Below are 23713 nucleotides of genomic sequence, written 5' to 3'. Positions count from 1 at the left end.
TATTTTTACTTGCCAATCGACTGAATCGACTGAATCGACTTGTTAATCCTGCCCATAAGCTTTTCTGGCAAAGGCGCAGTTCCAGCAGCACCTTGAGCCGCAGCCTGACCATCTTTGCTAGTAACGTAGCTAAGCCACGACTTTGCGAATCGCGCTGTTGCAGCATCTTTGTAAGCACCGCACACAATATCGTAAGAAACTAGCACAATCGGATAAGCACCTTTTTCTTCTGTTTTGTGGTTTATTTTAACAACAACGCGGTGCTTTGATTTTGCTGCAGCATCTTCGTCAACCTTTGAATCGTTAACGGTTATAGAGCCACCTTCTGGGCTAATCTGGTTGTAAGAATCTCCCACTTTTACTGCAACAGTTCCAAGCTTTCCAACTTGCGAGAAGTCCGCGTATCCAATCGCTCCGTCTGCCATGCGAATTGTGGAAACAACGCCAGACGTGCCTTTTGCGCCCTGGCCTACGCTATTTGGCCAATTTTCGCTAAGATCGTACGCCCAATCGCTTGGAGCAACATCTTTTATGTAGCTTAAGAAGTTCTGCGTTGTGCCAGACTTATCGGACCTGTGAACAACTGTAATCGGCTTATCTGGAAGCTTTAGCTTTGGATTTTGCGATTTAATAGCATCATCATTCCAACGCGTAATCTTGCCGTCGAAGATTTTTGCGATTGTAGAAGCGTCCATATTTATGTGTTTTCCAGCATCCGAAACGCCTTTTAGATTAAAGATTACTGCGATTGGAGAAACGTATACTGGAACGTCGAAAGCCGTAGTGCCATTAGCACAAACCGACTTTGATTTTTCAACTTCGTCGCCGCTTAGCGATTTATCGGATCCAGCCCAAGCTGTTGCACCCGTCATAAATGTTGTAACTCCTGCGCCTGAGCCAGTTGGATTATATGCTATTTTTGCGCCAGGATTTTTGGATTGGAATCCTGCAATCCACGCTTCTACAGCAACCTGCTGGGAAGACGCACCCGAGCCTTGGAAGTTTCCTACGATTTTTGCGGAAGAATTTGCGGACGGTTGCGAACTGCTTGCAGGAATATTGTCGCCACAAGCCGCAAAGCTTACTAAAGTTGCTGATGCTAACAATCCTGCTGCAATCGCGCGCATATTCCACTTTGTGTTTAATTTGATTGATCGATTTTCTACTGCATTATTTTTTACTGCATTTTTTACTGCATTTTTACGCATATTCTTCATTCCTTTCAAGAAGAATTGCCATTATGCCAGCCAATCTGCGTTTCTCGTATAACCTACTGCAAATTTTCCTCTTAAATTAATTAAACTAATGTTCAAAACTGGCATCTTTTATTTCTTATTACCTTTTTCTTCTATTAACGATGCCAATATTAAGAGGGGGGTAAAAACCTTGCCGCCAAAATCTGATTGCACTCAGAAAATGGCGGCATTTAGCGCTACTCGCCTTTTGTTTGGCGATGCTGCGCGTCGGCGACCACATCGGCGTGTTGAACTCTACAAATTCCTAACAATATTTACCGTCATTTTTGCAGCAGTATCCGCGTATTCGGATATGTCGAAAGTGTGAAACTCCTCGTATTTTGTGTCTGCATTGTCGCTCATTGCGCGCACAACTAGCGCTGGAACGTCGTTTCTTGCAGCAACGTGAAGAATCGCAGCGCCTTCCATTTCTACAGCATCCGCTTGAGTCGCCTCAATAACTTCCGCCACTTTTTCGGGCGTGTCTACAAAATATCCGCCAGATGCGATTGTTCCCAAAATGTGGTTAATGCCCATCTTTGTTAAAACGCTGTCTGCAGTTTTAAGAAGATAATCATCTGAATGATATTCGTTTGTAAACGGCTTCCACTGATTAATCATGCGCATGTCGGTGTCTAAATATCTTAATGTTTTTCCAAGAACAACATCATTTGTATGCAAATTTTTATTAAGATTTCCCGCAATTCCCGAAAAGATTACGGCCTGCGGCTTGTACGTATCAATTAAATACTGTGCAGTTGCAGCGGCATTTACAAGTCCCATTCCGCCAACCGTTGCAGCCACTTCGATTTTTCCGCCATCTTCGCATTCAAGCACGCCACAAGATACATCTAAGCTGGCTGCCTTATTATGCTTAACATTGCTAAGAGAAGCGGCAATGTGCACAACTTCTTCTTCCATAGCGCCAATAATGGCAATTTTTGTAAACTTAGGCATTCGTCAAATCATCCTTTAGTCTTAATCTTATGTGTTGCATTTAATCACGCGCGTTGTATTTAATCTCGCGCGTTGCATTGCGTCTAATCAAAAATACGCTTACACAACACATAATAACAAAAGACGCGGTTGCAATTTTTAGCAAAGCACTGCACGTGAATTCAAACCAAGGATTTGTAGCTGGAACATTCAAAAACTCCATGATTTGATTTTGAAGCGCAATAAACCCAAAGAAAGACGCTATTAGCAAAACGCAAATCGTAGAGCCAACAACAAGACGCCATCCGCGCACAAAAACGCAAAGCACAATCAACGTAATAAACGGAACAATAACGCTAAACCATAGTGCGGAACAGGCAACAACTGTGTAGCCTTTGCTGTGAGTGCCGCGATACCACGCAAACGCCAGAAGAAATGCGCCAGCAAGCAAAAGCGCAAAAATCGCATATCGTGCAATTGGAAGAGCGCGGCTTAAAGCGCCATCTTTATCTTTAGGAAGACTGTTGCGATTTGTGGCTGGCGATTCACACATTTTGCACTCCTTTGTTCAAAAATGCTGACTATTTGAGGATTTATTGTAATAGTTTGTAACTAAAAAAAAACACGGCGTGTCGCGCCGTTAGCGCGGTCTAAGCGCGTGAACAATTTTCCGCTTTTTGTAGCTCGACACGCCGATTAAAGCAACAAAATCGGCAAAATCAAGACTTAAGTCTGTGAGAAGAAACAGACTGTGCAAGAGTGTTAAGCAATCGCGCAGTATCTTCCCAAGAAATGCATCGATCCGTAATCGACTTTCCGTATTCAAGCTCGCTCAAAGGTGCAGGATCTTGGTTTCCGCCTTGCAAGAAGCTTTCCATCATAACGCCTTTAATGCCCTTTTCGCCGTGCGCAAAACGATCCGCAATATCTTGCACAACTTGAATCTGGCGATGTTCATCTTTGCCAGAATTCCCGTGCGAGCAGTCGATTACAACGCCATTAGACGCTACGCAATTCGCTCCAAGCCTCAATCGAACTGAAGCAACGGCAGCTGCAACAGAAGATGCATCGTAGTTTGGCCCCTTGCTAGAGCCGCGCAAAACAACATGACAATCAGGGTTTCCAAGCGTTTGTACAGCGCAAGCGCGTCCAAGATGGTCAATTCCAAAGAAAGTGTGATGCTGGCTAGCAGCTAGGCAGCCATTGACGGCGGCAGTAACAGAGCCATCTGTAGCGTTCTTAAATCCAACTGGCATAGAAAGACCACTAGCAAGCTGGCGGTGAATCTGCGATTCCGTGTTGCGCGCGCCAATCGCCCCCCAGCTAACCGCATCCGCAATAAACTGCGGGCTAGTCGGCTCCAAAAACTCGGTTGCTGCAGCCAAACCAGCGTCCAAAACGCCAAGAAGCGTGCGACGCGCCAAAAGCAAACCCTTGTGAATATCGTGCGTGCCGTCAATATCTGGGTCGTTAATCAAGCCCTTCCAGCCAACTGTTGTGCGCGGCTTTTCAAAGTAAACGCGCATAACAATCAAAAGCTCGCCTTCGAGCTTTGCGCGCAAATCAGCCAAACGAGACGCGTAGTCAAGAGCCGCAGCGGGGTCGTGAACCGAGCAAGGTCCAACGATTACAAGCAAGCGGTCGTCGTCTCCGTTAAGGCATCCGCGAATCTCATCGCGTGACTCGGCAACAATATCTTGCGCATACGGAGAAAGTGGCAACTCGCCAAGAACTTGAGCAGGAGTGGGAAGCGGCTCCAACTCCAACACGCGACGGTTGATTATGCGATCTACGCCAACCTGGTCTTCCCAGCGCTCGAATTTAGACGAGTCAAGCGGATTCATGCCGTTTTCAACAGCTTGCTTGACTGCGCTTGAAATGCGCTGATCAGGCGTAGATTCCATTTGTCACCATCCTATAAAATAAGCTGCGCTAAATGTGGAAGCGTTTGACGTAATTACAAAAGCACTACAAGTTTATGTAGTCGCTCCGACCTGCCTTTGTGCGTTACGCTCTAAGCGAAAAAGGCAGATCCTGTCGTTAGCGCGGTCTAAGCGCGCTAACGTCTTCGCAGCGCAGAAGCAATTGCAATGCTTTATAGGGGTACTTCGCAAAGTCATCAGTCAAAGCGCGTGCGCAGAAGCAATGCTTCTGCCTTAAGCGGCTCGGGCGCTTTGGAGTAGCTTAAGCGCCCAATGCGCTTAAGCTAAGCCACTGCATTCGCGCGGTCTACGCGCGCGAATGTCCTCGCTTGCGTTGAAAGTCCACTGGACTTTCAACCTGAGCAAGCTCGGGCGCGCTCGAGTAGGCTAATTTCCTAGTGAAATTAGCCTAGGCGAGCGCGCCCATTGGGTCCCACGCCGGTAAAACAATTGCTGGTTCTTCTAGTGCTTTCTTATATTCTTCTGGCAAAAGAGCCTTAGGCACAGCAACCTCGTACACGTACTCAGTAAACCAATCGTCGCTCATAGTAAAGTAACCCTTGTCGGCAATCTCTGGCCCCCAAGAGTTCTCAACACGCCAGCGGCGAGTAGTCGTGCCGTCATCCGCAACATCAACTCCAGCAAACGCCATAGCATGATTCATAGCCGAATCAGCAAAACGCACTCGCTGCTCCTTGTTCAAATCAAAATCAACGCCATAAACGCGATCGTACTCAAACAAATCCGTAGCCCACGCGCCATTATCGCGATCCATCATAGGGTGGCAATCCGCACCAAACCAAACTGGAATACCCTGCTCAACAAGAATCTTACGCACGCAATCCTTCATAAACTGGTTTGGCACGTTCAAATATTCCGTAGCATCTCCGCCAGCAACATTGCCCAAATGCTCAATCGCAATCTTCTTGCCCTTTGGATGCTCCGCACGTGGATCGTCCACCAAGCAAACATAGTCTTCCAAACCAGCAGTAACGTACTTCTTCCAAAACTCAACTGGCGTAATTTCGCCATCGCGATGGAACTTTCCGTCCTCGTCTGTCCACTCCCAATCGAAGCTCTTTGGCGGCTCACCCAAGTGGATTGTAAGAATCCTATGACCCGCAGCCATAGTCGTCTCAATAATATTGTCAATGTCGGCAGCGTTGGCATACATATGAGCCACAGCCGTGTGCAAAAGCTTTTTAAGCTGAGTATTCATATCGCCAGTGTCTTTAGAAGACTCGGTTTCTGGATACAAATCCTTAGGAACAGCACCATACTTCTTGTAGACGTTCATAGCCATAGTCCACTGACCGCCGTCACCCATAACGTCACTGAGCAAATGCTGCAATAAACGAGAATCGGAAGGCTCTCCAGAGCGAACAAGAGCCGCAACATCCTTTAAGAAGTAGTTGATTCGCTCAAGCTTGTCGAAGTACATTGCGTAATTTTGCGAAAACTCAAAATCTTTAACTTTAAGCGATTTTTTAGCAACAAATCGCGCAACATTCAAAGAGCTAAATAGCCAGCAGCGACCAGAATGATCTTGATGCCTTGCGTCGCCATTATCCACAACCGTTGAGAATCGGCGCTGCAGCAAGCGAGCGCGGTCGTAATTTCGCGCCACTTTTTCGATTCCTGCAGCCGTAACGCCGTTCATTGCCAAACGATTCAATGGATTTGCGTCAAAATCGTCACGCAAACCTTGCAAAGCTTCGGCACTTAATTCACAGATCTCAGTCACTGTATAACCTTTCTTGTTTTTCTTGTTTTATGTTTATTTTTTATAGTTTATTTTAGCTTTTTTCGCAAATCTTGCGTCTGCTTGCGATTTTTCCGCGCAAATCACGCATCCAAATCACGCCGCGCGCATCTACGCCAGAAATTCACGACTCTTGAACTCACGACTCCTGCGCAATTGCCTCTTCAACTTGAGCTTGTGCATCTTTTCTAGCCTGCTTTTGAGCATCCGCATCTCTACGCTCCGAAGCAACATCACCTGCAGAATCGCCAGAATGCCCCTGTCCAGAAGCAGCATCTCCAAAGTCAAATCCCGAGAACGCGTTTGCAAAAAGCGACCTAAGCTCAGTAACGCGCTGCGTGATTTGCGCTTCCCTATGCTGCAACTGCGTTAAGCGCGCCGTCATGCCGTCCAGCTCCTTCTGAGCCGCAGCCCTACGCTCTTCCACCTGAGCCGTAGCATCTTGCATAGCTTTGCGAACGATTTGCGCAGCCTGAGCATCCGCATCCTTATGCGCTTGAGCAGCATAATCATCCGCATCTTGATGCACTGTTTTCGCTCGCGCAACAAGCGCATCCGCCTCTTCTTGCGCAGCACGCTCACGCTCTTTTAGACCAGAAATAAGCTCGTTCACCTTTTTTGTGGCCTCTTCTTGCTGAGCGGCAATATCGTTTCTAATTTGCTCAACTTCTGCACTAACTTGGCTAAGAGTACGCGTGCGCTCAACTTGCGCTTCGTCTGCAATCTCTTGGGCTTTTGCAGCTGCAGCATCCGTGATTTCTCCAGCCTTGCGCTGAGCATCCGCCATCATCTTTGTTGCGCGCTCTTGCATATCTGCAAGCTTCTTATTTGCTTCTGCTAAAGCCGATTCAATTTGATCATTCGTTTCTGCTTTAGCATGTGCGATTTCCGCGTTTGCAGCCGACCTTTGTTCCGCGATTTTTTGCGCTGCATCCGCCTTTAGCTGTGCAATTGCGCGTTCTTGCTCGGATTTTTCGGATGCCATTCGCTTCGTGTGCTCTTCACGCGCATTGTTGATTTCTAGCGTTGCAGCATCTTTTTGTGCATTAACATCTTTACTCGTTGTTTCGCGCAAACGCTCTGAATCCTCTTTCGCAGCGCTTGTCATCTGATTTGCCTTATTGCTTGCCGTAGAAAGCAGCGTATCTGCCTTAGTTTGCGCTTCTTGAAGCAAATGTTCCGCGTCTAATTTTGCATTATTCAGTAAAGTTCCTGCCTGAGCTTGAGCCGTCTTTTTAATAGACGCAGCGTCTTGCTTTGCACGCTCAATTAATTGCGCACTAGTTTGCTCTGCCGAAGCAAGTAATTGTTGCGCATTTGCGCCCAAAGATGCAAAAGTATTTCCGCTTTTTGCACGTTTTACATTATTTTTTTCTTCTTGCAATTGTGCTTGCAATTGCAAAATTGACTCGTCACTAGATCGCACTTGTTCACGCAACCGCGATATTGTGCGCTCATAGTTGGTAAAGGCTTCGTTGACTTTATCTTTGTCGTACCCTCGCAAAGCAGTTGGGAAACGATCTGGCACCATGTTTATTCCTTTCACAAACCCCCGCACGACTCTACTTATCGTGCACACTCCATCAGCAATAACGCTATCACTTTAGTTGCTAAAACACTCGAGCGTGTCGCGCGAATTACTTGAGCAATATTCCCGAAGACGAAGGTTTCATATAGTAATTTACAGCTTCGCAAATTATGCTTTTTCCAGCTTTTATTTGCGCGTCTAATGGCAGCCCGTGGCGTGCATCATGCAACGCAACCACTGGCGGAAAACTTACAGACCCTGCGATTATGCGCTTTTTAGAATTATTCGACGCCCAATCTAGCAATCTATAAAACAGCGAATTGCAAACATATGTTCCTGCATCCGAGCTTAGCGTAGACGCAATCCCACTATGAGCAAAATCGTTTAGAATCATTCTTAGCGGCAGCCTAGTCCAGTACGCAGCAGGCCCATTTTCAACGATTGATACGCTTTGAGGAGTGTGGTTATCTACGTCTGGCTTATTTGCATCCATTATGTTTGTAGCGCATCGTTCTAGTTGCACTCCACGAGCCGCGTGCTTTACGCCTGTTGCAATTACAATATCCGCGTCTTGCGCGTTAATCGTTTCTAAAAGATGCGGCCAAGCATTTGCAAAGCTGATTGGCAACATTACAGACGTGATTTTTACGCTAACATCTTCTGGAAGATCAAAATCCGCAAGCAAATCGCCATTTTTGGCGTGTTCAAGAACTAGCGGCACTTCGTGCGAAGGATTTATGCTTAAATCCTCGTATGGCCCAAACCCAGAAATCACTACGTTAATTTGATTCATAACAATAGCTTTCTATAGCTTTCTAACAATAGCTTTTACTTGTCTTTAACTACAAGCGCAAGCAATCGTCCTTCGTGAGATTTTCCTGCAAGACCAGCGCGCCTGTGAGAATACCATAATGGATTTTCCAGCGTACACATTGGGTTTTGCAACGCCTTAAGGCGACTTTCCAGCGCTTCGCCTTCGCCGTCTACCTTACAAATCGTTTGCAACTCTTCATCTTTAGCCAAATATTGTGTGGCAGCAGTAACACGCGGCAAAGCGTCGACAATGTTTGCAACTCCTGCAAGCGCTAAATCAATGCGAGCAGCTTCTGCAATATCAATTCCAAGTCCACCAAAACGCGTTTGCGTTACAGTTTGTGGGTATCGGCGTTCAAAGTCGCGCGCGATTTCTTCGCCAACTTCGTAGCAATCACCACAAATGCATGGCCCTAAAACAGCTGTTATATTCGAGCGTTCGGCTCCCTTTTCGCACATTGCTTCAATAACAGAATCAAGCACGCCAGCCATTAAGCCTTTTCTGCCACAATGCGCTGCAGCAATTACGCCAGATTCACTATCTGCAAGCAAAACTGGCAAGCAATCTGCAGCAAACATTCCTAAAGCAAGCGAGCAAGCAGTTGAAACTTGCGCGTCCGCTTCGATTTTAGCGTGTGAATCTGCAAAACCTGTAGCATCAAATCCATACGGAGTATTCCACGAATCAACTATTGAATCTGCATCAAAAACACTATTTCCGTGAACTTGGCTAACAAGGCACAAGTCAGATTTAAGCGCGCGTTGCAAAGCGCAACGGTTGCTAAACACAGATTTAGCATCATCGCCAGCTTTGCCTCCTAAATTAAGCGAAGCAAACGCACCTTCGGAAATTCCACCTAATCGCGTTGTAAAAACAGCATGAGCGCGTGCTCCAAGTGGCACTGGAATTGTCACTGGAATTGGCAAGCCATCTTCGTCTTCATGCGCAAGTGGCATTCCTGCTACGCTAGTTTCTTGCATATTATTCGCTTTCGTTTTGTCTTATTCGTTTTGTCTTATTCGTTTTGTCTTATTCGTTTTGTCTTATTCGTTTTGTCTTATTCGTTTTGTCTTATTCGTTTTGTCTTATTTGATGTAACAACTTATTTTATGTAAAAGTTAATCAAAATTAAACTAACCCAAATAAGCTAATTCTTCATCGCTTAATTGCAAATCTGCAGCCTTTAAGCTATCTAAAATCGTAGCTGGCCTATGCGCGCCTGGAATAACAAAAACATTGTTTCCCTTAGCAAGCTCCCAAGCCAAAACAACCTGTTGATAGCTAACGTTGTGATCATTTGCAACTTTGCGGAATGGGTCAAAAAGATGCTCGTCGTACGGGTGACGGAACCCTCCAAGCGGACTCCAGCAAACAAACGCAATTCCAAGCTTCTTGCAATATTGCAACGTGTCTTCGTTTTCTAGATGCACTGGAGAATACTGATTTTGAACAGCAACAAGATTTTCTCCCAAAATCTCACGCGCAATGTCAATCTGCTCAACAGATGCGTTAGAAATGCCGATTTCTCGCGCGACTCCCTCATCAAGCAGCTGTTGCATTGCTTCAATCGACTCGTTGTATGGAACTTCTGGATCTGGCCTGTGGAAGTAAAGCAAATCAATCGTATCTACGCCAAGAGCCATTGCAGACTCTTTAGCGTGCGCAATTAAATGCTCTGGCTTTCCATCTTTACCCCACGTTGGCTTGCCATCTGTAAAGTTGCGGAAGTGACCGACTTTTGTTGCAACAAGAATCGAAGACTTGTCTCCATTCCAGCTATCCAATGCCTCGCGCACAAGCTTTTCGCCAGTTTGCTCCTCGCCGCCCGAGCAATAATACGCCCATGCCGTATCTATATGCGTGCATCCAGCGTTTAGAGCCGCATGGATTGTTTCAATGCCCATACTGTGTCCAAGATTGTTTTCAATCGTTAATGGCATCTCACCAAAGCCGATAGCTGTAGTGTTAAACGATCCTATAGTGCGATTCATGGCCATTTTGCTCCTGTTCAAATACTTCAAATGTTTCAAAATGCCCCCAAGCGCAAAAAGCAACTTGAAGGCATTTAGATTTTTTATTTTATATGACTAGGCGCTTATGCGCTTGCGTCTTTATCTTGCGATTAATCCTCGTCAAATGGGTCAAAATCGCGGCGGATTCTGCGACGAGGGCGCTCAGAGCGCTCCTCGCGAGCAGCGCGGTACTCATCGTAGTGATCGTCGTCTGCAGCGTAGCGCAAATTGCGGTCGCTCACTCTGCGATCCGATCCGCGACGAGGACGCTCTGCGCGGTCGTCGGAACGATCGGAACGCTCTGCGCGCTCGCTTGAGCTATCATCTCGGTCGTCATAGCGATCGTCGCGAACGCTACGGCGGCGAGGACGCTCGTCATAATCGTTGTTATCGTAGCGATCGCTTCTGCGATCATCCCTTCTAGAAGAGCGTTCATCGTAACGGCTGGAACGATCAGAACGATTTTCCCTATCGTCATAGCGCGAATCGCGATCATCGCGAACGCTACGGCGGCGAGGACGCTCGTCCCTATCTCCTCTATCTCCTCTATCATCCCTATCGTCGCGTGGAGCACGCCTACTGTCACTTCTGCGATCATCCCTATCTTCACGATCTTCGCGAGATCCACGACCACGATTTTCACGAGGCGCTGGCGCCGAAGACTCTTGATTTTCAAAACCTGGAATTGCCAAAGAAATCTTACCGCGCTCATCTACGCTTTGCACGATTACTTCTACGGTATCTCCCTCTTTAAGCACATCTTCAACAGTGTCAATGCGCTCACCGTTAGCAAGATTACGAATCTGGGAAATATGCAACAAGCCGTCGCTTCCAGGAGTCAAGTTTACGAAAGCACCAAAGCTCGTAGTCTTAACAACCTTGCCAGTAAAAGTCTCACCAGCCTTTGGAATGCGCGGATTTGCAATAGAATCGATGATTTCCTTTGCCTTCTGAGCAGCTTCGCCGCCTTCGGAAGAGATGTACACAGTACCATCATCTTCAATAGCAATCTCTGCACCAGTTTCTTCTTGAATCTGGTTAATCATCTTGCCCTTAGGGCCAATCACTTCACCAATCTTATCTACCGGAATCGTAGTTGTAATAATGCGTGGAGCAAATGGGCTCATATCTGCTGGGCAATCAATGCACTCGTTAATCACTTCAAGAATAGTCGTGCGCGCCTCGTGAGCCTGTTGCAAAGCAGCAGCCAAAATGTCTGCTGGAATGCCATCAAGCTTAGTATCAAGCTGCAAAGCAGTAATAAATTCAGACGTACCAGCAACCTTAAAGTCCATATCTCCAAACGCATCTTCTGCGCCAAGAATATCGGTCAAAGTCTTAAAGATGTGCTTGCCATCAACGTCTCCGGAAACCAAGCCCATAGCAATGCCAGCAACTGGAGCCTTCAAAGGAACGCCAGCAGCGAGCAAAGAAAGCGTAGAAGCGCACACGGAGCCCATAGACGTAGAACCGTTGGAACCAATAGCTTCCGATACTTGACGAATAGCATATGGGAACTCTTCGCGACTTGGCAAAACTGGCACCAAAGCCTTCTCTGCCAAAGCACCATGACCAATCTCGCGGCGCTTTGGAGAACCAACGCGACCCGTTTCGCCAGTGGAGTATGGAGGCATCTCGTAGTTGTGCATGTAGCGCTTGGTTTGTGGGCCAGAAAGCGCATCCACTTGCTGCTCCATCTTAAGCATGTTCAAAGTAGTTACGCCCAAAATCTGGGTTTCGCCGCGCTGGAAGAGCGCAGAACCATGAACGCGAGGAACAATATCAACTTCTGCACTAAGCGTACGAATATCGCGCAAGCCGCGGCCGTCAATACGGTAATCTTCCGTCAAAATACGACGACGAACAATCTGGCGCTGCAACTCCTTGAACGCATTGCCGAGTTCCTTTTCTTTCTCGGCTTCGTCCATATCAGTAAACTCTTGCGCAATCGCCTCGCGCACGCCTTCTTTAATTTCCGCAATGCGGTCTTGGCGTGGAAGCTTTTCTGCAATAGAAAGAGCCTCGTTCAAATCAGCATGAGCAATCTCATCGATTCTTGCATAAAGCTCATCCGTATACTCTGGGAACAGCTGGAATTCCTTGGTTTCCTTAGACGCAATTCGCTTCAACTCATTTTGCGCTTCGCAAATAACCTTAATGAACGGCTTTGCGGCTTCTAAGCCTCCAGCTACAACTTCCTCATCTGGCTTAATTTGACCCTCATTATAAATCAAATTCCAAGCATTCTTACCAGCGCCAGCTTCAATCATTGCAATCGCAACATCGCCATTTTCAATAACGCGACCAGCAACAACAATCTCAAATACAGCACGCTCACGCTCACTCCAACGAGGGAATGCAACCCACTGGCCATCAATCAAAGCCAAACGCACACCAGAAACTGGACCTTCAAATGGCAAACCAGAAATCATAGTAGAAGCAGATGCAGCGTTCAAAGCAATAACGTCGTAAGCATCATCTGGATTAATTGCCAAAATCGTTTCTACAACTTGCACTTCGTTACGCAAAGTGTGTGGGAAAAGCGGGCGCAATGGGCGGTCAATAATACGGCACGCAAGCGTTGCCTCATTTGACGGGCGTCCTTCTCTGCGGAAGAAAGATCCTGGAATCTTACCAGCAGCGTACATTTTTTCTTCCACATCCACAGTCAGTGGGAAGAAATCGTAGTTTTCTTTTGGACTAGATCCTGCAGTCGTCGTCGACAAAATCATGGAATCATCATCCAAGTATGCGGCAACAGCACCGTCAGCCTGCTGAGCGAGGCGACCAGTTTCAAAGCGTAGCGTACGCTTTCCAAATGAACCATTATCAATAACGGCTTCTACAGCCTTAATTTCGGGACCCTCCACGGGTTCCTCCTTTTCTTAACTTACCTAATCAACCAACATGCGTCGTCATTGGCAGACTCGCTTTTTTGTTACCTTTACCTAACATCCGCGCGAATCTTTGCAAAATGCATAACCAACATTTCGTAGTTTTTTGTTTCGGTTACTTCAATCATCCATATTCAATTATGCTTTATTCTTCAGTTATAAATCCTGCAAACTTAAGAACTTGCTAAAACTAAATCGCTTAAATCTTAAATCTTAAATCGCTTAAATACTAAATCATTTAACCTTAAATCAATTATTCTTAAATTATTTAGCTTAGAATCTAAATCGTTAATCTTAAATCTTCAAACTTAAATCTTCAAACCTCAAATTCAGCCATTTAATCAAGCTTTTTAATTCTACTTCAAACACACTAAATTCACTAGAATTGCATAAACAATACGCATAAATACAGATGCATAAATACAAAAGCCCGAGCTTACGCTCGGGCAAAAAGACTTATCGACGCAATCCGAGTCGATCAATCAAAGAACGATAGCGATTAATGTCTACGCGCTTCAAGTAATCAAGAAGACGACGACGGTCACCAATCATGAGCATCATACCACGACGAGAGTGGTGATCATGCTTGTGTTCCTTCAAGTGATCGGTAAGGTCGGAGATGCGCTTGCTGAGCAAAGCAACCTGAACCTCTGGGGAACCCGTGTCACCCTCGTGCGTTGCGTATTCGTTGATAATGTTCTTCTTATCTTCAGCCGTTAATGCCACGGCGTCCTCCTTATGTAGTTACTGCGCGGTGCCGCATCCTTTAATACAGCGCTTGCAAATCCGCGGGCGTTACACGCCGAGTTTCAATGTTACAACTATGCCCAAACAAGCTTATAAAGCCTACATAGCAGTAATAAATCCACCAAAAATCACAACAAGAATCGCAAGAACTTCAATAGCGTAAAACATTATTAACGAAGCCCAGCTGCAAGTCAAAACGTTTAATCGCGACTTTTTAGGAACCATTACAAGCAATCCAACAAATAAAATCGCATAAACAGCAACGCCAAATCCAGCAGAGATTATTCCAAGATTTGCAGCATTTGCAAGTCCACTTGCTGACCCATAAACAACGTATGTTGAATACCAAAAACTTAAGCGCAACAAGCATAATCCGCTAATAAATTGTTCAATCGTTAGAAAAACAACAAGCAAGAATCGCCAAAGCCATCTACTAGACTCAATTAGCGCCATTGCCAAAGCTGTAGCGGTTGCAACTGTTGTAACCCAAGCAATAAACACAACTCCCTGCGCAGATAATCCAGAAAAATTCTTAACAACCCAAGCAGTGTGTTGAACTGCCAAAGTTCTACCTGCCCAATAAGGAACAACAACCGCTACAAGAAGAATCGCAAAATAAAGCACCCAACGCTTAGGATTTGAGTGGCGCTTGGAGATATCTGCTATAGAAAGCTCCGACTCCAATTCGCCAGGCGACTCAAGGGTTTCATCTGCGTTAGCATTAGCAGCATTAGCGTTTGCTTTACGCTGATCCATCTCTTGCACTCTCCTTTAACGTGCTAAACTCTTAGTGCTGATTAGACTAGATTAAATTTGTTACAACAAATCTAGTAACGGCAAATCTTAGTGAATACCTTACCAGCCACATTCCCCTATCTAAAGCGTGCAATATAATGATACTCCACGCGATTGCAACAAAATGCGCAATCACAAACAGATTTAGGTACACACATGGGTTTTATTCATTTTATTCTTAACCTTCTTAAAGATCCGCGCTCTGCTATAGCTGGCTGGATTGCTATGGGAACTGCACCCGCACTAGGATTGATTTTTCTAATCATCTTTATTGAAACAGGCGTTGTGTTCTTCCCATTCTTGCCTGGCGATTCCTTGCTTTTTGCTGCTGGATTCTTTGCAGCACCAGATGCACAAACAGGTAAAAGCTCGCTTCCACTTGCGATTTTGCTCGCCGTTGTTTGGATTGCGCCCATTATTGGTGACCAATGCAACTACTTTATTGGCCACTTTTTTGGCAGGCGAATCGTTGAATCAGGCAAAGTTAAGGCCTTAACACCAGAACGCATTGCTAAAACAGAGCAAATGATTGATAAGTGGGGACCAATTGCCGTGTTCTTAGGCAGATTCTTCCCATTTATACGCACATTTATGCCATTTATTTCTGGCATTTCTGGCATGCGCTGGACTCGTTTTACTCCTTTTTCTGTTCTTGGCGGAATAGTGTGGTCATCGCTTTTTACTCTTCTCGGCTACTTCTTTGGCAATATTCCTTTTGTTCAAAAGAATTTTGAGCTTGTTATAGTGGCGATTTTGCTTATTTCTCTTGTTCCAACTTTTATTGGGCTTTACAAAGCTCACGCTGCCAACAAAGCCAAAAAACGCTTAGAAAACGAAGCGCACCAGAATTAGCTTAACAAAATAACTTAAGCAAAATAACTTAAGCAAAATTAATCGTGTTTTACAACACTCCATCACTTCTAGCGTTGTACTTTTACGCATTTTGTAGTACAGTGTGCAGAGTTGTGTAAAACATTGGGGCTATAGCTCAGTTGGTAGAGCGCTTCGTTCGCATCGAAGAGGTCGTGGTTTCGATTACCATTAGCTCCACTAAGCCCACTGCATTCATTCCACCGCAGTGGGCTTTTTCTTTGCAAATCCTAAGCACCGCTGTTATCGAATGCGTTTTCAATCGAATCGATTAGCGGATCTGCCTGGCTCATTATGCTCTTAACTCTGTTATCAACGTTTTTATTTTGCGACTTCAAAGACCGCGCTAAATCCAACGCATCGTCAAAAATCTTTTCAACAATATCTTGATTTACGCCATCTGCCTTAAATTGCGCACTCCAAGAGTTCAGGGACTCAAACACAATCTCACTTGCATCTATTTTTACAATCTCATTTTCGTTTTTCTTTGCATTTTCAACAAAAGCGCGCAACTTTCCAGCATACTCTCGCACTTTAGGCTTTGGCTTAGCTTGTGAATAGTTTGTAAGATCTAAGTAGCCTTTGCCAAGCGTGGAATACATTAACGCTGACTCATAATCCTTTGCCTTAACACCCTTTAGCGCCTCTTCAAACCACTTTGCAGACTGTTCAATACGTTCCTTTCTATTCGCACTACTTGATTCTTCTTTATCTTTAACACCGTAATACCAATACGCTTTTCCAACAGATAAGCATAATTCATACCAATCTTCGGATTTTTTAAGATCCGACTTGTACTTATTAACAAACGACGTAAAATCTTCTCTTTCGCTTGCACTCCATCGAAAATCTTCAATCTGGTTTACTAAAAGTCGCAACGCTGGCTGAATGGATATAGGCTGAACATTTGCATTAAAAAGCTTTACTTGTAAAGACATAGCTTTGTTAACATATTCAACAATTTGCTTAGAATCTGTTGATTTTGCAGCCTTAGACATGTACTTTTTATATTCTTGTACACTGCTTGTTATGTTGCTAGCGTTCTTGTTTTTTGTAGGGATATTGCCGCTTTTTACATATGAGCGCAGTTCGCTTACTTTTGCTCTACTTGCGTTTGTTATTACGGATTTACAAGCAAATGCAAAAACAATACATCCAATAAATGCCATTAAGGCGCAACAAACAATCTTAAAAATATTTTTCTTGCCATTTTTAACACCATTTTTAACACCATTTTTCTTGTGTCTTTTGCCAATATTTTGATTACCACTTTCTACGCGCAATCGCGAGAGAGCATGGCTGCTACGACTTGCATCATATTTTTTGCGAGTTTGCGCACCTCTCGCACGTTCTTTATTGCGCAAAACAAGACCAGATTCTCCCATATTTGACTCAACTTTTTCGCCAAATTCTAAATCTTCTAAACAATCTTTTAACGCTTGAGAAAACTCCGCACAATCTTCGTATCGGTCCTTTGGATTATGCGCCAATGCGCGCATTAACACATAGCGCACACCACTATCGCAATCGTCGCAGCTCAAATCGAAGTTAGTAAGCGGATGAGATTTATTAGAATCCTTAAAATCTAAAGTCTGATTACTAGAAAAACTAGAAAAATCGGAATTGTTAAAACTTAAAGAGGAATCGGAATGATTGGAACTCTCGCAATAGCATGTACCCGTAAGCGCGTAAAACAACGTTGCTCCAAGCGCATAAACGTCTGTAAAAACGCCGATTTTAGCATCCTGCTCAAAAAGCTCGGGAGCTGCAAATCCACATGTTGCAAAACGCGCATCTTGCTTAAATCGACTTGGTTGCACCAAAACACCATCTTCGCCTTTAAGCTCTAATGCAGAGCCAAAATCAATTAGATGCACACTAGAATCATTAGAAATCATAACGTTAGAAGGCTTTAAGTCGCAATAAACAACAGCTGGATTTAACGAGTGAAGATATTGCAATAATTCGCATAGCTGGATTCCTAAAGCGCATACCTGACTAGGAGCAATAACTCCGCTTTGCGTAATAATCGTTTTTAGCGAACTTCCCTCAACATAGTCGCGAACTGCGTACGCTCTGCCATTTTCCTCAAAAAAATCAACGATTCTAGGAATACAAGGATGATTGCAATGATTCAAAACCTCGACTTCTGCTCGAAGCGATTGCAAAATCAAAGCTTTTTTATCACTATCTAGATGCTCATCAGACGTTTCTTTAACAGCCCATTTTTTGTGTAAAACATTGTCTACAGCAAGATAAACGCTAGAAGTTCCGCCCGAACCAAGCTTTCCCAAAAGCTGATATTTTCCACCTACACAAACCATATTTACCGCACTTTCATAAAATCAAACCGATAATAATCCTGTGCGCTAAACTCTATGCACTAATTCATGCAAAGAAAAGACTTAATGGAAAATGTGTACCAAAGCCATAAAAGCCCTAGAAAAATAAGGGAAAAGTTATCCACATTGCTATCGTTGCTTGCGTTGTTATAGTTGCTAGCATTAATCACACTAATCAATGTCTGCGCCAAGAGCAGTGAGCTTGCCTCTAAAGTCAGCATAACCGCGGTCAATAAGCGAAATGCCCTTAACGTTAGATGGCCCCTTAGCTGTAAGAGCGGCAATAAGATGACTAAAACCGCCACGCAAATCTGGAACATCAATATCTTGACCAGTAAGAGGCGTTGGCCCAAAAATCACAGCAGAATGCTTGTAATTGCGCTGCTGGAATCGGCAAGGAAGCGAACCTAAGCACTCGCGATACAGCTGAATCATTGCGCCCATTTGCACAAGCGGCTTCGTGAAGCCAAAACGATTCTCATACACTGTTTCATGCACAATGCTCAAGCCTTTAGCTTGCGTTAAAGCAACAACAAGCGGCTGCTGCCAATCTGTCATAAAACCAGGGTGAACGTCAGTTTCAATAGCAACTGGATGCAAGTCTCCACCTGGATGCCAGAATCGAATACCGTTATCTGCAACGTCAAATTGGCCGCCAACTTTGCGGAACACGTTTAAGAACGTCATCATTTCTGGCTGAGTTGCGCCTTTAATAAACACATCTCCGTGAGTCGCAAGCGCCGCCGAAGCCCAAGATGCCGCCTCAATCCTATCTGTTAAAGCAGTGTGATTGTAACCTTGAAGCTTATCAACGCCCTCAATCCTAAATGTGCGATCAACGTCTACAGAGATGATTGCGCCCATTTTTTGCAAAACAGCCACCAAATCCATAATCTCTGGCTCGATTGCTGCACCCGAAAGCTCCGTTTTTCCTTCTGCAAGAACAGCAGCAAGAAGAGTTTGCTCAGTGGCACCAACCGAAGGGTAAGGAAGATGGATTTTAGTTCCGTGCAAACCGTTTGGAGCAGTAATGTGAATACCGTCTTCGTGGTCTTTATTTACATTTGCGCCGAGCTTGCGCAAAGTTTCAAGATGGAAGTCTATAGGACGCCCACCAATATTGCACCCACCAAGCGCTGGAATAAAAGCCTCGCCAAGCCTGTGAAGAAGCGGGCCAGAAAACAGAATCGGAATGCGAGAAGACCCCGATAACGTGTCTACGTCGGCAACGTCTGCAAGTTGAACATTGCTTGCGTCAATGCTAACAACGCCTGCAGCACCATCAACGCTTACATTTACACCGTGCAATCGAAGCAAATCCGAAACAACGTGAACATCTCTAATCTCTGGAACATTTTTTAACACGGATTTTCCAGGAGCAAGCAGCGCTGCAACCATCGCCTTGCTAACAAAGTTTTTTGCGCCACGAACTTTAATCGTTCCGTTAAGCGGCTTGCCACCTTCTACATGTAAAACGTCTGCAGCGTCGATGCCACTTTCGTTATGTTCAGCCGTGTTTTGCGCAGACACATTTACCTCTTTCGTTTGCAACTAAAACTAATAACTATAATACCGATACGCGTGCCAATCGCATGTAAACGACGTTGCAATCGCACAATAATCGCGTGCTATTTTGCAACTATAGACCGCCATCTTCTTAAAATCCTTGCAAAAAGTGAAGGCTTTTGCAATAAATCGACTTCTGGCAAATCGTGGCTACAATCCGCGTTTAATCCATATGTGTACGCTTTTTTAGACGATGCTTTGCCAACTAAATCGCCAAATTCCAGCATTTGCGTTCTAGGCTCGTAAGGGTGACGAATGTCGAACTCAAGAAGCCTTGCTCCGCATTTAGAAGCCACTGGCCCATAAGATGCAAAACCGCACGTTGCAGTGGCCATTAGAAGCATGCCAGAATCCTTGCACCTGCCCGCAAACGCGTTTCTGTGATCGTGCCCTGCGCAAAAAGCAAAAGCACCAATCTTTTGCAAAATATTGTATTCCCCACTGTCTTTATCTGGGCAGCTCACGCCTTCTCCAAGATACCCATCTGGCAAAACGCAATTATCGTCTAAAGCGTAGTATTTTCCAGCAAAACGCCTATATCCTTCGATAGCGTTTTCTTTAGCAGCGCAATCTTTAGCAACTTCGCGCAGTAAATCGTAGTATTGCGGAAGCGGAAAATGCTGAAAAACGCAGAATTTTGGCGGCAAAAAGTTTGGCAAATCCGCTAAAAAGTCAAGTGCCTTGCTAGAAGGACTTCCGTAGCCGCCGCGCTTTTCGTAATCGCCAGAATCTACAAGAACAATAGAAAATACGACTTTTTCTTGATTTACGTCCATAACAGGCAAAGCGAATGTTCCTGCTTTACAAGGAAATATGATTTGATTTGGCAAAATGCTTTTTGGAAGAGACATGGCGGATCCGCTAGAAAATTCTCCATCGGTTTGCTGGCGATTCAAGCATCCCGAAAACTCTTGATACAAAGAATCCAGCTCCGCGTTGCTTAATCCGCACTGAAAATCGTGATTCCCGTACGTTAGCGCCCAAGGAATTGAGCGTTCTTCTAAAGGCTTTACCATGCATTTAATATGATCTAAGACTTTTTTGCGCGTATTTTGCAAATCTTTTTCATGCGACTTGCGCGCATCTACTCCACGCGCACCTACTCCACGGTTATCTTGCGACTCATCCCAGCGTCTTCGCACAAATGTGTTCGCAAAATCTTTAGCATATCCTGCAATTTGATTGCCACTAAAAATCACAATATCTGGCCTAACTGCATCGCAAGCAGACTCTATAAGCTTAATCGTGTCTTTGCTGATTTTTGGCGCATCTTGAACATCTGCAAACTGTAAAACACGGAATTTTCCCGAAAGATGAAATTGCAACTTACCTAATCTTGCAGAGACGGATGTTGGTAGCTTTGACGAATCATATGCATTAGATGACTTAGACACATTAGATGACTTAGCAAAACTTGACGACTTAGCGTTTGGAGAAGTCGCCTGCCCGTTTAGACTACTTTCCAAAATCTTAGAGTCGCTTTTATCAGATTCTGCAATTTCTAACATAGTTCAAGCATACGGCACAGCATCTGGCGTATCAACAAAACACGGAAAAACACAGAAAAACACGGCAGAAGGCCGCAAAACGCCGCAAAAATAGCGTTTTTTTACAATATTTTAAGATAACTTTAAGCTAATAACCTATTCGCATTAAGAAAAGAGTGGTTAGATATAAAGCATAGACGGAATAAATCACAATAATCAGTGATTTAGAACTAATAACTGAACCTCTCTTCTTCTCTTCTTTCAAACCCCGAGCCAATCACTCGGGGTTTTGTTTTGCGTGGGATTTGAGTGGGATTTTCGTAGGGTTATAGGCCAAAAAGTGTGTAAAGCTAAGCTGATGAATATTCGCACAAGAGGCGCGTAAGCAGCAAAACAGAAACCAATTGACGCACTTTGTACGTGATTTAGGCCAAATTTGGTACAAAACCCGTCACATCGTTCGCGCGGATTAGTTGCGCGAACGTCCTCGCCGCGCAGAAGCAGTGCTTCTGCCTTGAGCGGCTCAGCGAGTCGAGGTGATTTCTCACGCATTATGCAGCTCGAAATCGTCGACTCGCACGCGGTCTAAGCGCGCGAACGTCCTCGCTTGCGTTGAAAGCACACCGTGCTTTCAACCTTGAGCAAGCTCAGCGCTCCGAATTGCATTCGCACGCTACGCTATTCCTCACGGCTATTAGTAGCCGCTCGGCTGATTTGGCATGTAAAGTCCACTGGACTTTACATTTGAGCCAAATCACGCTTTGAAGGAGCTTGAAATGCATTATGCAATTTCAAGCTCAGTCAAAGCGCCCATGCAAGTCGATTCGCGAACAAAAAAAGCCCCCGCGATTACGAGAGCTATTCGCTGGGGTACCTGGACTCGAACCAAGAATGGATGAACCAGAATCACCTGTGTTGCCAATTACACCATACCCCAATTGGCAGGCTTCGCGGCTCTTGGAACCGTTCCGTCTTTGTACCCCCGACCGGATTTGAACCGGTGTTGGCGCCGTGAGAGGGCGTAGTCCTAGGCCGCTAGACGACGGGGGCTTAATTTATTTGCTACGCCTCTAGACGCAACAAATGTCGACTTTACAACATAACGCAAGTATATGCAACTAGCGGCGTGTCGCGCTACATCCAAATCGACCATAAATCAGCTACAAAAATGCCCCCAAGCAAACAAAATCAACAAGCATTGGGGGCAAATCGTGTTAAAGCTTAATCATTTTTACAAATGCTCACGCAATCCAGCTAAACGAGCCAAAGTCACGTCTTTGCCCACGATTTCCATGGACTCAAACAGTGGCGGAGAAACGCGGCGGCCAGAAAGAGCCACTCGCACAGGGCCAAACGCCAATCGCGGCTTGTAACCAGCTTCCTCAACAAGCTTCTTGTTCAAAAGCTCGTGCAAAGAATCTGTATGCCAATCAGACTCATCAACACTTTGCAAAGCAGCAATAGCCGCATCGAGCACATCGCCAGCAGATTCCTTAAGCTGCTTACGAGCATCATCATCTGGCTCAATGTAGCCATCTTCGCTTAACAGGCTAGAAACCATGCCAGCAACTTCACCAAGCAATCGCACGCGAGGCTGAACAAGAGGAGCGGCAGCGCTAAGCACCCCGCGCTCGCGACTAGTCAACGCATCCCAATTGTCCGCACTAACTACGCCATCCTTATGCAAGTAAGGCACAGAACGATTCAAAAAATCTTGAGGCTCAAGCATACGAATATGCTCAGCGTTAATGGAAATTGCTTTGTCTAAGTCGAAGTGTGCAGGGTTTGCTTTAACGTCGCGCACATCGAACTTTTCAATCATCTCGTCCATAGAGAACACATCGCGATCAGGCGCAATCGACCATCCAAGCAAAGCCAAGTAGTTCAACAAGCCTTCTGGAATAAAGCCGTTATCTCTATGCAAGAACAAGTTAGACTCAGGGTCTCTCTTAGAAAGCTTCTTCTTACCTTCGCCCATAACATAAGGCATGTGGCCGTAAAGCGGAGTTTCCTTAGCAATACCCATCTCCATCAAATAGCGGTAAAGCACAATCTGACGAGGTGTGGAGCTAAGAATATCTTCGCCACGCAAAACCACGTTTACATCCATCAATGCATCGTCAACAGGGTTTGTAAGCGTGTAAAGCGGATCGCCATTTGGTCGAACAATCACATAATCAGGAACAGAACCCGCCTTAAAAGTGATTTCGCCACGAATCAAATCATTAAAAGTAATGTCTTCATTTGGCATCTTTAAGCGAAGCGCAGGCTTGCGACCTTCATCGCGGAAAGCTTGCTTCTGCTCCTCAGTAAGGTTGCGATCGTAGCCATCATAGCCAAACTCAGCTGGTCGACCTGCAGCAATATTGCGCTCTTTAATCTCTTCTGGAGTAGAGAAGGATTCATAAGCGTATCCTGCTTCAAAAAGCTTTTTCGCTACGTCTTTATAAATCTCCATACGTTGAGACTGGCGGTATGGGCCATTTTCTCCGCCAACATCAATGCCCTCGTCCCAATCAATATTGAGCCAACGAAGAGCCTCAATAATCTGCTGATAGCTTTCCTCGCTATCTCGCTCGTTGTCCGTGTCTTCAATGCGGAAAAGCAACTTGCCATGCGTGTGGCGAGCCTCCGCCCAGTTAAACAGAGCGGTACGAACCATACCTACGTGAGGCGTACCAGTTGGCGAAGGGCAAAAACGCACGCGAACATTCTTTGGAAGTTCAGGCTTTGTGGATTTTGTTGCATTATTAGCAACTTCTTGAGTTTCCTCTGTATCAGTCATAGGTTCCATTGTGCCGCG

17 protein-coding genes and 3 tRNA genes are annotated in these 23713 nt (G+C 45.2%); 2 read left to right on the top strand and 18 right to left on the bottom strand.

Annotated features, from left to right (window positions below; translation table 11 throughout):
* Positions 1-5: 5 nt before the first annotated feature.
* From pstS to NYP69_RS05435, 12 genes are all read right to left on the bottom strand, one after another.
* Positions 6-1217: a phosphate ABC transporter substrate-binding protein PstS gene (gene pstS / locus NYP69_RS05490; protein ID WP_346284237.1), complete on the bottom strand. Its 1212-nt coding sequence runs from the start codon at positions 1215-1217 to the stop codon at positions 6-8.
* Between the two features lie 273 nt (positions 1218-1490).
* Positions 1491-2192 (bottom strand): 5'-methylthioadenosine/S-adenosylhomocysteine nucleosidase, encoded by a 702-nt coding sequence (gene mtnN, locus NYP69_RS05485; protein ID WP_346284195.1) that lies wholly within the window; start codon positions 2190-2192, stop codon positions 1491-1493.
* A gap of 40 nt (positions 2193-2232) precedes the next feature.
* Positions 2233-2724: a hypothetical protein gene (locus tag NYP69_RS05480; RefSeq protein WP_060785842.1), complete on the bottom strand. Its 492-nt coding sequence runs from the start codon at positions 2722-2724 to the stop codon at positions 2233-2235.
* Positions 2725-2890: 166 nt separating this feature from the next.
* Positions 2891-4075, bottom strand: a complete 1185-nt coding sequence (locus tag NYP69_RS05475; protein ID WP_473410721.1) for a 3-deoxy-7-phosphoheptulonate synthase — start codon at positions 4073-4075, stop codon at positions 2891-2893.
* A 427-nt stretch (positions 4076-4502) separates the two neighbouring features.
* Positions 4503-5837 carry a C1 family peptidase gene (locus tag NYP69_RS05470; RefSeq protein ID WP_004133519.1) on the bottom strand — a complete coding sequence of 445 codons (1335 nt, stop codon included), beginning with the start codon at positions 5835-5837 and terminating at the stop codon, positions 4503-4505.
* A 157-nt stretch (positions 5838-5994) separates the two neighbouring features.
* Positions 5995-7386 carry a hypothetical protein gene (locus NYP69_RS05465; RefSeq protein WP_004133520.1) on the bottom strand — a complete coding sequence of 464 codons (1392 nt, stop codon included), beginning with the start codon at positions 7384-7386 and terminating at the stop codon, positions 5995-5997.
* A gap of 106 nt (positions 7387-7492) precedes the next feature.
* On the bottom strand, positions 7493-8176 hold the full coding sequence (locus tag NYP69_RS05460) for a pyroglutamyl-peptidase I (protein WP_473413013.1): 684 nt from the start codon (positions 8174-8176) through the stop codon (positions 7493-7495).
* Positions 8177-8211: 35 nt separating this feature from the next.
* Positions 8212-9177: a purine nucleoside phosphorylase YfiH/LACC1 family protein gene (locus NYP69_RS05455; protein ID WP_004133522.1), complete on the bottom strand. Its 966-nt coding sequence runs from the start codon at positions 9175-9177 to the stop codon at positions 8212-8214.
* Positions 9178-9330: 153 nt separating this feature from the next.
* The gene (locus NYP69_RS05450) at positions 9331-10194 is read right to left on the bottom strand and encodes an aldo/keto reductase (protein WP_165845225.1); all 864 of its coding nucleotides are present in this window, start codon (positions 10192-10194) and stop codon (positions 9331-9333) included.
* Between the two features lie 125 nt (positions 10195-10319).
* Positions 10320-13079, bottom strand: coding sequence for a polyribonucleotide nucleotidyltransferase (locus tag NYP69_RS05445; protein ID WP_473413012.1), 2760 nt, complete (start codon positions 13077-13079; stop codon positions 10320-10322).
* 480 nt (positions 13080-13559) lie between these two features.
* Positions 13560-13829: a 30S ribosomal protein S15 gene (rpsO, locus tag NYP69_RS05440; RefSeq protein WP_004131651.1), complete on the bottom strand. Its 270-nt coding sequence runs from the start codon at positions 13827-13829 to the stop codon at positions 13560-13562.
* Positions 13830-13949: 120 nt separating this feature from the next.
* Positions 13950-14606 carry a teichoic acid transporter gene (locus NYP69_RS05435; RefSeq protein WP_473410719.1) on the bottom strand — a complete coding sequence of 219 codons (657 nt, stop codon included), beginning with the start codon at positions 14604-14606 and terminating at the stop codon, positions 13950-13952.
* Between the two features lie 195 nt (positions 14607-14801).
* Here NYP69_RS05435 and NYP69_RS05430 point away from each other — a divergent pair, with 195 nt between their 5' ends.
* Together NYP69_RS05430 and NYP69_RS05425 are read left to right on the top strand one after the other, a co-directional pair.
* Positions 14802-15497, top strand: coding sequence for a DedA family protein (locus tag NYP69_RS05430; protein ID WP_004131648.1), 696 nt, complete (start codon positions 14802-14804; stop codon positions 15495-15497).
* A gap of 125 nt (positions 15498-15622) precedes the next feature.
* Positions 15623-15695: transfer RNA gene (locus tag NYP69_RS05425), tRNA-Ala, on the top strand.
* Between the two features lie 50 nt (positions 15696-15745).
* Here NYP69_RS05425 and NYP69_RS05420 read toward each other — a convergent pair.
* From NYP69_RS05420 to gltX, 6 genes are all read right to left on the bottom strand, one after another.
* Complete coding sequence (locus tag NYP69_RS05420; RefSeq protein WP_473410717.1) at positions 15746-17839, bottom strand: serine/threonine protein kinase; 2094 nt, start codon at positions 17837-17839, stop codon at positions 15746-15748.
* A gap of 189 nt (positions 17840-18028) precedes the next feature.
* Entirely contained in the window at positions 18029-19387 is a 1359-nt protein-coding gene (gene murA, locus NYP69_RS05415; RefSeq protein WP_004133526.1) for a UDP-N-acetylglucosamine 1-carboxyvinyltransferase, read from the bottom strand.
* Between the two features lie 98 nt (positions 19388-19485).
* Complete coding sequence (locus tag NYP69_RS05410) at positions 19486-20931, bottom strand: metallophosphoesterase family protein (RefSeq protein WP_004133527.1); 1446 nt, start codon at positions 20929-20931, stop codon at positions 19486-19488.
* Between the two features lie 844 nt (positions 20932-21775).
* Positions 21776-21847: transfer RNA gene (locus NYP69_RS05405), tRNA-Gln, on the bottom strand.
* Positions 21848-21887: 40 nt separating this feature from the next.
* Positions 21888-21960 (bottom strand) — tRNA-Glu (locus NYP69_RS05400).
* Between the two features lie 181 nt (positions 21961-22141).
* A complete protein-coding gene (gene gltX / locus NYP69_RS05395; RefSeq protein WP_473410716.1) occupies positions 22142-23704 on the bottom strand; it encodes a glutamate--tRNA ligase in 1563 nt (520 codons plus the stop codon).
* Positions 23705-23713 lie beyond the last annotated feature (9 nt).

The organism is Gardnerella sp. c17Ua_118 (assembly GCF_055804255.1).
The sequence above is the reverse complement of the archived record's forward strand: the minus strand, read 5'-3'. Positions and strand labels throughout refer to the sequence as shown.